The organism is Rhodanobacter thiooxydans, assembly GCF_021545845.1.
Taxonomy (GTDB): domain Bacteria; phylum Pseudomonadota; class Gammaproteobacteria; order Xanthomonadales; family Rhodanobacteraceae; genus Rhodanobacter.
On record NZ_CP088923.1, the window covers coordinates 2,082,847 to 2,097,895 of the forward strand.

General features: G+C 65.6%; 9 protein-coding genes. 4 read left to right on the forward strand and 5 right to left on the reverse strand.

Annotation, left to right across the window (positions count from 1 at the left end; genetic code table 11):
• Positions 1 to 743 precede the first annotated feature (743 nt).
• Positions 744 to 1,112, forward strand: a complete 369-nt coding sequence (locus LRK53_RS09330) for a PilZ domain-containing protein (RefSeq protein WP_027492237.1) — start codon at positions 744 to 746, stop codon at positions 1,110 to 1,112.
• A 69-nt stretch (positions 1,113 to 1,181) separates the two neighbouring features.
• Here the strand turns inward: LRK53_RS09330 and LRK53_RS09335 are convergent, their stop codons facing one another.
• Positions 1,182 to 2,867: a long-chain-fatty-acid--CoA ligase gene (locus LRK53_RS09335; protein ID WP_027492238.1), complete on the reverse strand. Its 1,686-nt coding sequence runs from the start codon at positions 2,865 to 2,867 to the stop codon at positions 1,182 to 1,184.
• Between the two features lie 141 nt (positions 2,868 to 3,008).
• Here LRK53_RS09335 and LRK53_RS09340 point away from each other — a divergent pair, with 141 nt between their 5' ends.
• Positions 3,009 to 3,452 (forward strand): hypothetical protein, encoded by a 444-nt coding sequence (locus LRK53_RS09340; RefSeq protein ID WP_027492239.1) that lies wholly within the window; start codon positions 3,009 to 3,011, stop codon positions 3,450 to 3,452.
• A gap of 167 nt (positions 3,453 to 3,619) precedes the next feature.
• Here the strand turns inward: LRK53_RS09340 and acnA are convergent, their stop codons facing one another.
• The gene (acnA, locus tag LRK53_RS09345) at positions 3,620 to 6,370 is read right to left on the reverse strand and encodes an aconitate hydratase AcnA (RefSeq protein ID WP_027492240.1); all 2,751 of its coding nucleotides are present in this window, start codon (positions 6,368 to 6,370) and stop codon (positions 3,620 to 3,622) included.
• Positions 6,371 to 6,634: 264 nt separating this feature from the next.
• Between acnA and LRK53_RS09350 the strand changes: the two genes are divergently transcribed.
• Positions 6,635 to 7,585: a LysR family transcriptional regulator gene (locus LRK53_RS09350; RefSeq protein ID WP_027492241.1), complete on the forward strand. Its 951-nt coding sequence runs from the start codon at positions 6,635 to 6,637 to the stop codon at positions 7,583 to 7,585.
• A gap of 41 nt (positions 7,586 to 7,626) precedes the next feature.
• On the opposite strand, the gene LRK53_RS09355 is transcribed toward LRK53_RS09350, so the two are convergent.
• The 3 genes from LRK53_RS09355 to LRK53_RS09365 form a co-directional block, all read right to left on the reverse strand.
• Positions 7,627 to 8,952 carry a carbohydrate porin gene (locus LRK53_RS09355; RefSeq protein WP_235642013.1) on the reverse strand — a complete coding sequence of 442 codons (1,326 nt, stop codon included), beginning with the start codon at positions 8,950 to 8,952 and terminating at the stop codon, positions 7,627 to 7,629.
• Positions 8,953 to 9,198: 246 nt separating this feature from the next.
• Positions 9,199 to 11,028, reverse strand: a complete 1,830-nt coding sequence (typA, locus tag LRK53_RS09360) for a translational GTPase TypA (protein ID WP_027492242.1) — start codon at positions 11,026 to 11,028, stop codon at positions 9,199 to 9,201.
• Positions 11,029 to 11,167: 139 nt separating this feature from the next.
• On the reverse strand, positions 11,168 to 12,565 hold the full coding sequence (locus LRK53_RS09365; RefSeq protein ID WP_027492243.1) for a GntP family permease: 1,398 nt from the start codon (positions 12,563 to 12,565) through the stop codon (positions 11,168 to 11,170).
• Between the two features lie 155 nt (positions 12,566 to 12,720).
• Between LRK53_RS09365 and LRK53_RS09370 the strand changes: the two genes are divergently transcribed.
• Positions 12,721 to 15,024 carry a TonB-dependent receptor gene (locus LRK53_RS09370; protein WP_027492244.1) on the forward strand — a complete coding sequence of 768 codons (2,304 nt, stop codon included), beginning with the start codon at positions 12,721 to 12,723 and terminating at the stop codon, positions 15,022 to 15,024.
• Positions 15,025 to 15,049 lie beyond the last annotated feature (25 nt).

A 15,049-nucleotide genomic window follows, 5' to 3' on the forward strand; every position in this document is an offset into this window, starting at 1 on the left:
CGCGGCGGACGCCATCGTCACGACGGGCATGACGAAGCCACTCGATGGCGGTTCGGTCAGGCAGGTCGTCAGCGACCATCGCGCGTCGACTGCGGGTTGTCAGCCACGGCAGGGACGTCAAGCCAGGGAGGGCGGAAACGACGCCACCGGCTGTTCACTGGTCGGTTCGAGAGCAATCGAATGGATGCCAAGGGGCGCCGGAAGTGCTCGGCAAACAATTCCATGGAGCCACGCGTGGGGCAAGAGTAGCGGTTAGTTGGCGCCAAGTCCAGCGCAGGCCACCAGTGGCCGTGGCCGCCCGCAAGGCGCCGGCGGCGGGTGTTTGCCGGTTTCGCACCGACGCCGTCGACAGGCACAATAGGCGGACTGCGCCAGAGGGAACCGATGCGCCGTGAGTGCGGCAGGGGCCGCATGTGACCTAATGCGTCGAATTGGGTCAGGCTCGCGTCAGCATCGTATTGGGCGACGCCGGGCAGGCAGTGACACGCGTCGCGATGGCGGTGCTGCCACGATGCAGGTTCCGGGTCCGGGTGGCCCGGTGGGCGAGACGCATGCAGGTCCGGAGCGGCGTTCGGCAGGGTGTGGCATATGGGATGGCATGGTGATTGCTTCGGCAATAGCAGACCATTCTGACCGGCCATGGCGCAGCGTATCGCCGGCGAATGATGCGGCAGCAAGATTTCAGGACGATGTTGGACGCAATGCCCTCATCGGGGCGCAAGTGCAAACGGGCGGTGGAACTGATGGCGATCGACAAGAACGGGCAAGGTGGCGGCGCACCGGAGCAGCTGCGTCCGGCGCGCATGCAGATCGAGACGACGGTGCTGATGAGCAGCAATGGCGAGTCGCGCCCGACCGAGCTGGTCGATATTTCGGCGACCGGTGCGCTGTTGCGTCGCCCGCTGGGCTGGTCCGGTCACGTCGGGCAAAGCTGGGTGCTCGACATGATCTTCGGCAACAACCTGCACATCCACCTCGAAGCCGTGGTGGCGCGTATCTCCGACCACCACATCGGGTTTTCCTACAGCCGCATCCCCGAGGACAAGCAGGTGCCGCTGTGGAACCTGCTGGGCGGTTACGCCGATATTCTGGAGCACTGGAAGGACGGCTGAGCGAACGCGGCCAGCCCATGAAAACGCCCGCATGCGCGGGCGTTTTCGGTTGCGGGTGCCGCGCGGAACTCAGGCCGGGACTTTTTTCTCGTCGCGCAGTTCGCGGCGCAGGATCTTGCCCACGTTGCTCTTGGGCAGGCTGTCGCGGAACTCGATCAGCTTGGGCCGCTTGTAGCCGGTGAGGTTCTCGCGGCAGAACTGCTTGAGCGCCTCCTCGGTGAGGTTCGGGTCCTTGCGCACCACGAACAGCTTCACCACTTCGCCGGAATGTTCGTCCGGCACGCCGACCGCAGCCACCTCGAGCACGCCGGGATGCTGCATGACGGTGTCCTCGACCTCGTTCGGGTACACGTTGAAGCCGGATACCAGGATCATGTCCTTCTTGCGGTCGACGATATAGAAGTAGCCATTCGCGTCCATCTTCGCGATGTCGCCGGTGTGCAGCCAGCCATCGGCATCGAGCACCTTGGCGGTCTCGTCCGGACGGTTCCAGTAGCCCTTCATGACTTGCGGGCCCTGCACCATCAGCTCGCCGACTTCGCCGAGCGGCAGCGGTTTGCCTTCCTCCGACCAGATCGCCACGTTGGTGGACGGCACCGGCAGGCCGATCGAACCGTTGTATTCCTTGAGGTCGAGCGGGTTGATGCAGACCGCCGGCGAGGTTTCGGTCAACCCGTAGGCCTCGGCCAGGGTGCAGCCGGTGACCTTCTTCCAGCGTTCGGCCACGGCGCGCTGCACCGCCATGCCGCCGCCCAGGGTCAGGTGCAGTTTCGAGAAGTCCAGCTCGGAGAAACCGGGCGTGTTGAGCAGGCCGTTGAACAGCGTGTTGACACCGGTCAGCGCGGTGAAGCCGGACTTGCGCAGTTCCTTGACGAAGCCGGGCATGTCGCGCGGGTTGGTGATCAGCCAGTTGAGACCGCCCAGGCGCATGAACACCAGGCCGTTCGCAGTCAGCGAGAAGATGTGGTACAGCGGCAGCGCGGTGATGATCACCTCTTCGCCGGGCGTGACCAGGTCGGTGCCGATCCACGCGGCGGCCTGCAGCGTGTTCGCCACCATGTTGCCGTGGGTCAGCATCGCACCCTTGGCTACGCCGGTGGTGCCGCCGGTGTATTGCAGGAAGGCGATGTCGTCGTGGCCCAGCGTCACCGGCTGCAGCGGATGCGCGGCGCCGCGCGCCAGCGCGTCGCGAAAGCGCACGGCCTGCGGCAGGTCGAACGCAGGCACCATCTTCTTCACGTGCTTCAGCACGAAGTTGATCAGCGCGCCCTTGGGGAAGCCGAGCAGGTCGCCGATGCCGGTGGTGATGATGTGCTGCACGTGGGTCTCGGCCACCACGTGCTGCAGGGTGCCGGCGAAGTTGTCCAGCACCACGATCGCCTTGGCGCCGGAATCCTCCAGCTGGTGCTTGAGCTCGCGCGCGGTATACATCGGGTTGGTGTTGACCACCACCAGGCCGGCGCGCAGCGTGCCGAACAACGCGATCGGATACTGCAGCACGTTCGGCATCATGATCGCGACACGATCGCCCTTGCCGAGCTTGAGCACGCCGGTGAGGTAGCCGGCGAACTGGCGGCTCATCTCGTCGATCTGGCCGTAGCTGAGCTGACGGCCGAAGCTGGCGAACGCCGGGCGGTCGCGGAAGCGGGTGAACGCCTCTTCCAGCACCGCCGGTACCGAAGCATATTGACTGACGTCGATCTGTTCAGGCACGCCGGCTGGATAGTTCTCCAGCCACGGACGTTCGTTGCTCATGCTTTGGTTCCCTGTTTTGTCGATGACGATGGAGCGACTGATGGAATCGAATGGCGCCAGCCTCCATCATGGCCCATGCGCCGGTTGATTGGAGCATACGCCCGCGTACAGCGGCAAGCCGCACTGCAGCGAGTTGCGTCGATGAGAGCACTGGGGAAAACCGTTTTTTTGCCGATCGTCCTGCTGCTCGCGCTGGCGTTGCCGGCCTGTCGACGCACGCCGGACGAGGCGCAGGTGCGCGCCGCCATCACGTCGATCGCACGGGCGGCCGAAGCGGGTTCGGCCAGCGATGTGGGCGCTCCGCTGAGCGATGACTTCGACGGCAATGCGGGGCAACTGGACCGGCGCGGATTGACCGGCATGATCAGGCTGCTGGCGCTGCGCGGCGAACACATCGGGGTGACCATGGGGCCGGTGTCGGTCGAACCCCGTGGCGAACGGATGGTGGCGAGCTTCACCGTCACGCTGACCAGCGGCGGCAAGCTGCTGCCCAACCAGTTGGGGGTCTATCAAGTCGAGTCCGCGTGGCGCAAGGAAGACGGCTCGTGGCGTTGCTACACAGCGAGCTGGAAGCATTCATTGTAGGAGCCCGCCTGCGGGCGATGCTTTGAAAGCCGGGATTCGGGATTCGGGATTCGGGATTCGCAAAAGCAAGAGCCCGCCGCGAGCGGGTTCCTGCGATTTCTTTGCGTGCAAGAAAACCGCCCCGAGACCAGGGCGGTTTTCGTTCGACACAAGGCTCGCGCTGGGGTTCAGGCGGCCTTTTTGCCCGCCAACTGGCGCAGCACGTACTGCAGGATGCCGCCGTGGCGGAAGAACTCGCGCTCCTTCGGCGTCAGCAGCATCACGTTCACGACGAACTGTTTCTTGCTGCCATCGGCGGCGGTGGCGGTGACCGTGGCTTCCCGTGAGTTGCCGTCATTCAGTCCGGTGATGTCGAAGGTCTCCTTGCCGGTCAGACCCAGCGACTGCGCATTCTGGCCGTCCTTGAAGGTGCACGGCAGCACGCCCATGCCGACCAGGTTGGACCGGTGGATGCGCTCGAAGCTCTCGGCGATCACCGCCTTCACACCCAGCAGCAAGGTGCCCTTGGCCGCCCAGTCGCGCGAGGAGCCGGTGCCGTATTCCTTGCCGGCCAGCACCACCAGCGGTGTCTTCTCCGCCTTGTACTTCATCGCCGCGTCGTAGATCGCCAGCTGCTCGCCGCTCGGTACGTGCAAGGTGTAGCCGCCTTCGACGTTGTCGAGCATCAGGTTCTTGATGCGGATGTTGGCGAAGGTGCCGCGCACCATCACGTCGTCGTTGCCGCGGCGCGAGCCGTAGGAGTTGAAGTCCTTCGGCTCGACGCCCTTCCCGATCAGGAAGCGGCCCGCCGGGCTGTCCTTCTTGATCGCGCCAGCCGGCGAGATGTGGTCGGTGGTGATCGAGTCGCCGAACACGCCCAGCACGCGGGCGCCGTGGATGTCCTCGACCTTGCCCAGCGCCATGGTCATGCCGTCGAAGTAGGGCGGGTTCTTGATGTAGGTGGAATCGTCCCAGCGGTACACCGCGCCATCCGGCGAGGCGATCGCGTTCCAGCGGCTGTCGCCCTTGAACACGTCGGCGTAGTTCTTGGCGAACATCTCCGGGTTGATCGCGCCGGCGATGGCGTCGGAGATTTCCTGGTTGCTCGGCCAGATGTCCTTCAGATAGACCGGCTTGCCGTCGATGCCGGTGCCGATGGCGTCGCGGGTCAGGTCGATGTTCAGCGTGCCGGCCAGCGCATAGGCGGCCACCAGCGGCGGCGAGGCCAGATAGTTCAGCTTGACCTCGGCGTGGACACGGCCCTCGAAGTTGCGGTTGCCGGAGAGCACCGCCGAGACCGCCAGGTCGCCGTCAGCAATGCCCTTGCTGATCTCCGCCGGCAGCGGGCCGGAGTTGCCGATGCAGGTGGTGCAGCCGTAGCCCACCAGGTAGAAGTTGATCTTCTCCAGTTCCTGCAGCAGGCCGGTCTTTTCCAGGTAGTCGGTGACCACCTTCGAGCCTGGCGCGAGCGAGGTCTTCACCCACGGCTTGGCCTTCAGTCCCTTCGCCGCGGCCTTCTTGGCCAGGATGCCGGCGCCCAGCATCACCGCCGGGTTGGAGGTGTTGGTACAGGAGGTGATCGCGGCGATCACCACCGCGCCGTCGCCGAGGCGGAAGCTCTCGCCGTTCTTCTCCACCAGCACGCCGGCTTCGTTGATGGCGTTGGCGGGATTGCCGATCGCACCGGAGCCGCCTTCGTTGACATAGCGCTGGACGTCGCCGTTGCCCCTCTTGCGGTTGGCGGTGAGCGGGCCGACCACCTCGCGGAAGTTTCGCTGCGCATCGGCCAGCAGCACGCGATCCTGCGGACGCTTCGGGCCGGCCATCGACGGTTTCACATCGGCCAGGTTGAGCTCCAGCACCGCGGAGAAATCCGGAACCGGGGTGTTCTCGTCATGCCACAGGCCCTGCGCCTTGGCGTAAGACTCGACCAGTGCGATCTGTTCCGCGCTGCGGCCGGACAGGCGCAGGTAGTTCAGCGCCTCCTGGTCGATCGGGAAGATGCCGCAGGTGGCGCCGTACTCGGGCGCCATGTTGCCGATGGTGGCGCGGTCGGCCAACGCCAGGTGCTTCAGGCCCGGGCCGAAGAACTCCACGAACTTGCCCACCACGCCCAGCTTGCGCAGCATCTGGGTGACGGTGAGCACCAGGTCGGTGGCGGTGACGCCTTCGCCCAGCTTGCCGGAGAGTTTGACGCCGACCACCTGCGGAATCAGCATGGAGGAGGGCTGGCCCAGCATCGCCGCCTCGGCCTCGATGCCGCCCACGCCCCAGCCCAGCACGCCCAGGCCGTTGATCATGGTGGTGTGCGAGTCGGTGCCGAACACGGTGTCCGGATACGCCCACAGCTGGCCATCGATTTCACTGCCCATGACCACACGGGCCAGATGTTCCAGGTTCACCTGGTGCACGATGCCGGTGCGCGGCGGCACCACCTTGAAGCTGTTGAATGCCTTCTGGCCCCAGCGCAGGAAGCTGTAGCGTTCCTGATTGCGCTGGAACTCGATCCCGACGTTCTGTTCCAGCGCGTCCTCGGAGCCGAACACGTCCACCTGCACCGAGTGGTCGATGACCAGCTCGACCGGCGTCAGCGGGTTGATCTGGGTGGCGTCACCGCCCAGTTTCACCACCGCGTCGCGCATGGCGGCCAGATCCACCACGCAAGGCACGCCGGTGAAGTCCTGCAGGATCACGCGCGCCGGCATGAAGGCGATCTCGGTGGACGGCTCGGCCTTGGCGTCCCACGTTGCGACGGCCTCGACCTCCTTCGCGGTGACGTCGACACCGTCCTCGTGGCGCAGCAGGTTTTCCAGCAGGATCTTCATCGAGTACGGCAGCCGCTTCAGGTCGAAGCGCCGGCCCAGCTTGGTCAGGCTGGCGAAGGCGTACTTCTTGCCGTTGACCTCGAGGGTGTCGCGTACGGAAAAGGTGTCTTTCATGGGGACGTGCTCCTGGCTGGATCCTGCGGCTGGGATGACTCGACGACGCTGCCGGAACGGCACAGGGATGGCCTTTCCGGCAAAAACGCGATTATCGCGCAAACCCCGCAGGGCCGCGACTCGGCGGCGCCCGGCGAAGGCTGCAATGCGGCCATGCCAATCGCCGGCAGGCCGCATCGACGGGGTACACTGCGCGCAGTTTTGTGGCGACTTCGCCGCACAGGATGGATCCGATGCCCGGCACACGCAAACGCCTTTGATGACATGCAGCATGCGATGATTTCGATGGGCCTGGCCGCGGTTTCGCTGCGCGATCTCGCGCTGGTGCAGGCGGTGCACCGCCATGGCAGTTTCAACAGTGCCGCGCGGGCGATGCACATCAGCCCCTCCGGGTTGTCGCACCAGGTGCAGAAGGTGGAGCAGGCGCTGGGCGCGCCGCTGTTCGAGCGCGGCGGCCGGAAGATCGTGCCTACCGCCGGCGGCCAGCGTTTGCTGCAGCAGATCGATGCGCTGCTGGCCGCCGCCGAGCACCTGCAGCAGGTCGCCCGCGCCGGCGCGGTCGCCTTCGGCGGCGAGCTGCGTCTGGGCGTGCCGGCCTCGCTGGGGCCGTATCTGCTGCCGCACCTGATCGCACCGTTTCCGCAGCATTTCCCCGGCGCGCGGCTGGGCATCTCCGAAGGCAAGCCGCGCGGGCTGCTGCGCCGCCTGGGCGAGGGCGAACTCGACGCGGTGCTGGCGCCGCCGGCGATGGCGGTGAGCGGGATCGCCTCGCGCCCGCTGTTCTTCGAGCCGTGGGAACTGATGCTGCGCGCCGACCATCCACTGGCCGGCCACGACAGCATCGCGCTGGCCCAGCTCGATCCGGCCGAGGCCATGCTGATGGCCGAAAGCCACGCTGACGGCCTCGATGGTGACGGCAGCGAGCACGGTCACGTGCAGGACGTCAGCCTGGAAAGCCTGGCCGCCCTGGTCAGCCTGCGCGGCGGCTATGCGTTGGTGCCGGCGCTGGCGCACGAGCGGTTGGCCTCGATGCCGAACATCGCGCTGGCAAAGCTCAAGGGGCAGACGAGCGGCCGCGAGATCGCGCTGTACTGGCGCGACGCCTCGCCTTGGCACGATGACCTGCAAGCCTTCGCCGAGCTGCTGCGCAAGCTGGCCAGGCAGCGGCCGGGGCTGCGCGTGGTCGCGGCCAAGGCGAAGGCGGCTGCACCCTGAGCTTGTGGTGGGCCACCCGCCGCTGCTGCGCCTTGCGCCGATCAGAGCTCCAGATGCATACGCAGCGCCACGAAGCGCGCCGGCCCGCGATCGCGGTTGTAGCCAGGGTTGCGCACCAGTTGCAGGTCGGGGCTCAGGGTCAGGTACGGGCCGACCGCGCAGCTGTAGTAGACCTCGAGCAATTGTTCCCGGCCGTAGCGCAGCGCGCCATCGCCCAGCACGAAGCCGCTGCCGCCCAGCGCGAGGTATTCGCGATGCCCCGGCGAAAGTGCATTGAGCGCGACGCCGACGCCGAGACGATCGCCGGGACGGTTCCAGTGCGCGCCCGACAACTGGAAGCCGCCGCTGAGGGTGCGGTCGACCTCGGTGAAGGCGAACGATTCGGTGCGGCCGTCGTTCCAGCCGGCGCGCAGGAACAGGCCGGTGTCGCCGTGGTCGGCCAGCGGCAGCTCGCCGTTGAGGCCGAAGCCATACCTGCGCCGGCCGGGGCGCTCGTCGGCGGTGATGTCGGGCACGCTGCCGCTGGCCTGCGCGGTGGCGATGGCCTGCCGGTACACGCCCATCGAGGCGATGTTGCGGAAGGCCAGCAGGCGCAACGCCCAGCCATCCGGCTCGGGCTGCACGGTCAGCTCGACCTGCTCGCCGCGGGCCTGGCGCAACGACGGCACCAGGCGCTGGCCGTTGGCGTGCACGGGCATCCGGTAGATGCCGTAGCGCAGGCTCCAGCCCGCATCCACCCAGGCCAGCATCACGCCGTCGGTGTAGCCGCGGGTATCGGCGGCGAAATCCCAGGCGGTGTCGTTGAACAGCGTCCAGTTCATGAACTGGGTGCGCGTGCTGCCGGCGTAGCGGTTCTTGTCGAAGTCGTCGCTGGCGGCCATCTTGCCGATCTTGACCTCGACCCGCCGCACGGCTTCCGCGCCCGGCAGCTGATCCTGGGCACGCTCCCCTGTCGAGGTGGCGTCGCCGAGGGGCAGCGTCCAGCGCAGGAAGCGGCGGGCCACGTAGGGGCCCTTGCCGAGCCCGGTGGTGCCGGAGCGGATCACGTCGCCGTTGGTCAGGCCGCCCAGCCCGGTGGCGTCGCTGACGCCGCCGCCCTTGAACATTTCCACGTCGAGGTAGAACTGCAGGCGTGCAGGCAGGGCCACGCCGAAGTAGGCGCCGAAAGTGTCCGAGCGCCTGGTGTCGCTGCGGGCGTGCAGGCTCAGCGGGCCGGCGTAGGGCGAGTGCAGCGGGGACTGGTGCTGGTCGACGAAGGTGTACTGCGCGCCCAGCCACTGGGGCACGAACAGGGGCGCGTCGCCGGCGTGGGAGAGCGGGGCGACCAGCGCCAGCGGCGCGGCGAGGAGGAAACGGGCGAAGCGCATGTTCTCGTTCCGTGCAGGGGCACGGAGCGAGCGGGTCAGACCGGTACGGTCCCGCTCACGGCCGTGCCGTGATGGTATGGCTGTGGTGGGCATGGCGACGCTGGCGCGTCGCGCTGCCGCCGCGACTACTGGCGGGATCGTCGTTCATCTGGGTTGCAATTATCCAATGGGCCCCGGCGGGGCGCGCGCATGATCGGCGCGCGCGACCGGCGTGTCAATGCCGGTCGCGTGCGCTACACGGTTTCGTCACGAGCCGCGCGAGGCGCGCTTGCGGTCGTTCTCGGTGAGGTGTTTCTTGCGCAGGCGGATTTCCTTCGGGGTGACCTCGACCAGCTCGTCGTCGTCGATGAAGTCCAGCGCCTGTTCCAGCGTGAACTTGATCGCCGGGGTCAGCTGGATCGCATCGTCCTTGCCCGAGGCGCGCATGTTGGTCAGCGGCTTGGGCTTGATCACGTTCACCGTGAGGTCGTTGTCCTTGGCGTGGATGCCGACCAGCTGGCCTTCGTACACGTTGTCGCCCTCGGCCGCGAACAGCTTGCCGCGATCCTGCAGCGGCCCCAGCGAGTAGGCCGGGGTGGTGCCGCCGGCGTTGGCGATCATCACGCCGTTGAGGCGCTTGGCGATCTGGCCTTCCTCCTTCGGGCCGTAGTGGTCGAACACGTGGAACAGCAGGCCCGAGCCCTGGGTGAGGGTCTTGAACTGGTTCTGGAAGCCGATCAGACCACGCGCCGGGATCATGTATTCCAGACGTACGCGGCCCTTGCCGTCGGGCTCCATGTTTTTCAGCTGGCCCTTGCGCATGCCCAGGCGTTCCATCACCGGACCCTGGTGGGTCTCCTCGACGTCGACCACCAGCTGCTCGATCGGCTCCATCTTCTGGCCGTCGATTTCCTTGATGATCACTTCCGGGCGCGACACGGCCAGCTCGTAGCCTTCGCGGCGCATGTTCTCGATCAGTACCGACAGGTGCAGCTCGCCGCGGCCGGAGACCAGGAACTTGTCGGCGTCCGAACCCTGCTCGACCTTCAGCGCCACGTTGTGCACCTGCTCGCGCTCCAGGCGGTCCTTGAGCTGGCGGCTGGTGAGGAACTTGCCGCCGCTGAGGTCCTTGTTGCCGGCGAACGGCGAATTGTTCACCTGGAAAGTCATGCTGATGGTCGGCTCGTCGACGGTCAGCGCGGGCAACGCCTCGGGTGCATCCAGCGCGGTGATGGTATCGGAGATGGTCAGGTCGGCGATGCCGGAGATGGCCACGATGTCGCCGGCCTCCGCGGTTTCCTGCTCGATGCGCTCCAGGCCCATGAAGCCGAGCACCTGCAGCACCTTGCCCTGGCGCTTCTTGCCATGGCGGTCGATCACCGCCACCGGCATGTTCTTCTTCAGCGTGCCGCGCTGGATGCGGCCGATGCCGATCACGCCGACGAAGTTGTTGTAGTCCAGCTGGCTGATGCGCATCTGGAACGGGCCGTCCGGATCGACGTCGGGCTTGCTGACGTGCTGCATGATCGCTTCGTACAGCGGGGTCATGTCGCCTTCGCGCACGCTGTCGTCGAGGCTGGCGTAGCCGTTCAGCGCCGAGGCGTAGACGATCGGAAAATCCATCTGCTCGGGGGTGGCGCCGAGGCGGTCGAACAGATCCCAGACCTGCTCGACGACCCACTCGGGGCGGGCGCCGGGACGGTCGACCTTGTTCACCACCACGATCGGCTTGAAGCCCATCGCGAACGCCTTCTGCGTCACGAAGCGGGTCTGCGGCATCGGGCCGTCCATCGCGTCGACCAGGATCAGCACCGAGTCCACCATCGACAGCACGCGCTCCACCTCACCGCCGAAGTCGGCGTGGCCGGGGGTGTCGACGATGTTGATGCGGTTGCCCTGCCAGGTGATGGCGGTGTTCTTGGCCAGGATGGTGATGCCGCGTTCCTTTTCCTGATCGTTCGAGTCCATCACGCGCTCGGCCAGCACGGTACGCTCGTTGAGCGTGCCGGACTGTTTGAGCAGGCAATCGACGAGGGTGGTCTTGCCGTGATCGACGTGGGCGACGATGGCGATATTGCGCAGTTTTTCGATGGACATGGGATCGGCTCGGGCGGCGCGGAGGCCGTCGCGCAGGTTTTTGAAGGGCGAATTAACCGATTATACGGACTTGTGTGACAACTTGCCCGTCATTTCTTCGGTCCGTTCATCCAGCCTGCAGCCCCGAGCCGCGGGTGCGCTACACCACCCCGAGGAGATAGTACGCGGCGATCACCACCAGCACTGCCAGGGTCTTGATCACGGTGATCGCGAAGATGTCACGGTAGGACTGCCGGTGGGTGAGCCCGGTCACCGCCAGCAGGGTGATCACCGCGCCGTTGTGCGGCAGCGTGTCCATGCCGCCGGAGGCCATCGCGGCCACCCGGTGCAGCACCTCCATCGGGATGCCGGCGGCGTGCGCGTTGGCGATGAAGGTCTCGGCCATCGCGCCCAGCGCGATGCTCATGCCGCCGGAGGCCGAACCGGTGATGCCGGCCAGCGCGGTCACGGTGACCGCCTCGTTGAGCAGCGGGTTGGGGATCGTGTGCAGCGCGTCGGCGACCAGCTTGAAGCCGGGTAGGGCGGCGATCACCGCGCCGAAGCCGTACTCGGAGGCGGTGTTCATCGAGGCCAGCAGCGCGCCGCCGACCGCGGCCTGGCTGCCGGCGGCGAGGTGCGCGGTCACTGCGCGCCAGGCGAACGCCAGCACGCACAGGATGCCGACCAGCAGCGCGCCCTCGACCGCCCAGATCGCGGCCACCTTCGACACTTCCTGCACCACCGGCTTCGCGCTGCCCACTACGCTGGGCAGGAACGACTGCGTCTCGCCGTAGAGGCGCGGGATCAGGTCGGTGAACAGCTTGTTGCACACGCCGACCAGCACCAGCGGCAGCAGCGCGACCAGCGGATGGGCCAGCTTGTCGCCCTCGAACGGAGCCGGCTCGTTGCGCAGGTTGTCGCCGTAGCCCTCGCCAGCCGCGGCGGCCTTGCGCCGACGCCAGTCGAGGTAGCTCAGCCCGATGGCCAGGATGAACACCGCGCCGATCGTGCCCAGCCACGGCGCCGCCCAGGTGTTGGTGCCGAAGAACGAAGTGGGGATGATGTTCTGGATCTGCGGCGTACCCGGCAGCGAATCCATGGTGAAGGTGAACGCGCCCAGCGCGATGGTGCCCGGGATCAGCCGTTTCGGTATGTCGGACTGGCGGAACAGTTCCGCCGCAAACGGATACACCGCGAACACCACCACGAACAGCGAGACTCCACCGTAGGTCAGCAGCGCGCACACCAGCACGATGGAGAGAATCGCCCGGCTGCGCCCGACCAGGCCGATGGTGGCCGCCACGATCGCCTTGGAAAAACCCGACAGTTCGATCAGCTTGCCGAATACCGCGCCCAGCATGAATACCGGGAAGTACAGCTTGAGGAAGCCGACCATCCTGTCCATGAACAGGCCGGTGAACATCGGCGCCACCAGCGACGGCTCGGTCAGCAGCACCGCACCCAGCGCGGCGATCGGCGCAAACAGGATGACGCTGTAGCCACGATAGGCCGCGAACATCAGAAAGCACAGTGCGACCAGCACGATCAGAAAAGCCATCCGTGAATCTCCCACCACGACAGGCCACGAGTATCCCGGACGCCCCATGCCGGCGGCACTGTACGAAGGTACAAGTGCCGCCAGCGTGCGCCGCCGCCTACTCTCCCCTCATCAGCATTCGCGCGAGCGATGCATTCACTGCAGGGGGGGATGTCATGAAGCGTACGCATCTGAGTTCGGCGATTGGCCTGGTGCTGGGTTTTGCGTTCGGCGCGCCATTGCAGGCCCAACAGGTCCCTGTCGATGACAATATGACCCAGCAGGCTGCGACATCTCCAGGCCTGGCCAGGAAGAGCGAAGCTACCAAGCTGGAAGCCGTCAAGGTCACCGCGCGCCGCCGCGACGAGTGGTTGCAGGATGTACCGGTCGCCATTTCGGCCTTCAGCCAACAGCAGCTGTCGGATCTGCATGCGGACGATATTTCCGGTATCCAGCATGCGGTGCCGAATCTGTATCTCGACAAGGGCGATGGCGCGAACGCCGTCGTCTACATCCGCGGCGTCGGTCAGAACGACTCGCTGGCCTTCGCCGATCCGGGTGTGGGCATCTATGTCGATGACGTGTTCGTCGCGCGCTCGCAGGCTGCCTTCCTGGAGTTGTTCGATGTCGACCGGGTCGAAGTACTGCGCGGTCCGCAAGGCACGTTGTACGGGCGCAATACCATCGGTGGCGCCATCAAGTTCGTTTCGTCGCCGCCACCGCGCACGCCCAAGGGCTACCTGGAGATGGGGGCCGGAAACTACGACCAGCGTGTGCTCAAGGCCAGCTTCGGCGGCCCGTTGGTCAAAGACACGCTGAATGGCAAGGTAGCCATCGCTTATTCCGAGCGTAACGGCTATGCCAGGAACACGGTGGACGGCAAAAGCGATGGTGACCAGAACACGCTGTCCGGGCGCGCCGCACTTGACTGGAAGCCGAGCGATCGCCTGCAGGTGCTGTTCAGCATGGATGGCAAGCGCGATCGACCTGATACCTCGCGCAGTCCGGTACGGGAAACGTCGATCACCGGTGCCACGTCGTCAGGCCAGTTGGTGACCTACCCGAGGGCTACCGATCCGTATGTCGTTGACGTCAACGCGAACGGGTTGTCGGATCTTACCGCCTATGGCGCATCGGTGACGGCGCGCTATCAGGCGTCGGATGCGGTGATGCTCGAATCAATCACGGCGTATCGCGACATGGACTTCAAACTGAATCTGGACACCGACGGTTCGCCGTTGCCGATCCTGGACATTTTGCTCAAGGAAAAGGAAAACCAGTTCAGCCAGGAGCTCCGCGCCAATTACGATGCGGGTGGCCCGCTCACCGGTACTGCGGGTATGTATTACTTCCACGACGACGACACCTCCTTCTCTGGTGTGGATGACGGGTCGGCCACCATCTTCGGCTTCCCGGTCACCATCTTCGGCTTTCCCAGCTCGAGTCTGGCCGACACGAAGCAGGTCACCAAGTCGTACGCCGCATTCGCCGACGCGTCCTACAATATCAACGATAAGCTCGCCCTCAGCGCGGGCTTGCGATACACCTACGAAGAAAAGACTTCGGGGCGGGAATTCGAGAATTTCTTCGATCCGGCCGTTTCGATGATCAGGAAGACGCCGCCGTTTCTTGCCGGTGCAGGGGTGGTCGGGAAGCCAATCCATGGCAAAGCTGACTTCGATGCGTTGACGCCAAAATTCTCGTTGTCCTACAAACCGAACAGCGAGGTGTTGCTGTATGCCTCGGCGGCGCGTGGTTTCAAGAGCGGCGGCTTCGATGGCCGGGGCACGACCGATTTCAGCTTCCAGCCGTTCAAGCCGGAGTTCGTGTGGACTTACGAGGCCGGCGCCAAGACCGGCTGGATGGACGGTGCGTTGGTCCTCAACGCAGCCTATTTCTACAGCGATTACACGGATATGCAGGTGACCAGCTTTGGTGCGGATCCGGTCAGCGGCGTCTTCGTCAGCCTGTTCTCCAACGCTGCGGCTGCCACCATCCAGGGCTTGGAATTCGAACTGGCTGCACAGCCGAACCCGAACCTGTCGATCAACGCGACGCTGGGCCTGCTCGATGCCAATTATGACAAGTTCAGCACCTTGGTCGGCGGGGTGGTGACCGATGTCAGCAAACGCGACCTCGTCAACAGCCCCAAGCTCAACGCAAGCATCGGCGTCACCTGGACACATCCGGTCGCCAATGGTCTGGATGTCGTGTTGCATGGTGACGCCAACCATCGCAGCTCGTTGGCTACCGAAATCACCGATTCCCCGGTTCTGCGTCAGCGTGCCTACACCTTGCTGAACGCATTCGTCGGGTTGCGTTCGGCCAAAGACAAGTGGGAGGTGCGTGCCGGGGTACAAAATATCGGTAACGAAAAGGTGCACGTCCAAGGCTTTAATCTGGCGGAATTTCCCGGCGTGCAATTGGCTTTCTACACCGCGCCGCGCACCTACGACCTTCGCGTAATTTACCGTTATTGAGGGGAAGCTGAAGTTAGGGATGCGC

Excerpts from the sequence above, each read along its gene's own strand:
- LRK53_RS09340 (WP_027492239.1), top strand. The coding sequence starts at position 3,009 with ATGAGAGCACTGGGGAAAACCGTTTTTTTGCCGATCGTCCTGCTGCTC.
- LRK53_RS09330 (WP_027492237.1), top strand. The coding sequence starts at position 744 with ATGGCGATCGACAAGAACGGGCAAGGTGGCGGCGCACCGGAGCAGCTG.
- LRK53_RS09365 (WP_027492243.1), bottom strand. The coding sequence starts at position 12,565 with ATGGCTTTTCTGATCGTGCTGGTCGCACTGTGCTTTCTGATGTTCGCG.
- LRK53_RS09335 (WP_027492238.1), bottom strand. The coding sequence starts at position 2,867 with ATGAGCAACGAACGTCCGTGGCTGGAGAACTATCCAGCCGGCGTGCCT.
- acnA (WP_027492240.1), bottom strand. The coding sequence starts at position 6,370 with ATGAAAGACACCTTTTCCGTACGCGACACCCTCGAGGTCAACGGCAAG.
- LRK53_RS09350 (WP_027492241.1), top strand. The coding sequence starts at position 6,635 with ATGCAGCATGCGATGATTTCGATGGGCCTGGCCGCGGTTTCGCTGCGC.
- LRK53_RS09355 (WP_235642013.1), bottom strand. The coding sequence starts at position 8,952 with ATGCGCTTCGCCCGTTTCCTCCTCGCCGCGCCGCTGGCGCTGGTCGCC.
- LRK53_RS09370 (WP_027492244.1), top strand. The coding sequence starts at position 12,721 with ATGAAGCGTACGCATCTGAGTTCGGCGATTGGCCTGGTGCTGGGTTTT.
- typA (WP_027492242.1), bottom strand. The coding sequence starts at position 11,028 with ATGTCCATCGAAAAACTGCGCAATATCGCCATCGTCGCCCACGTCGAT.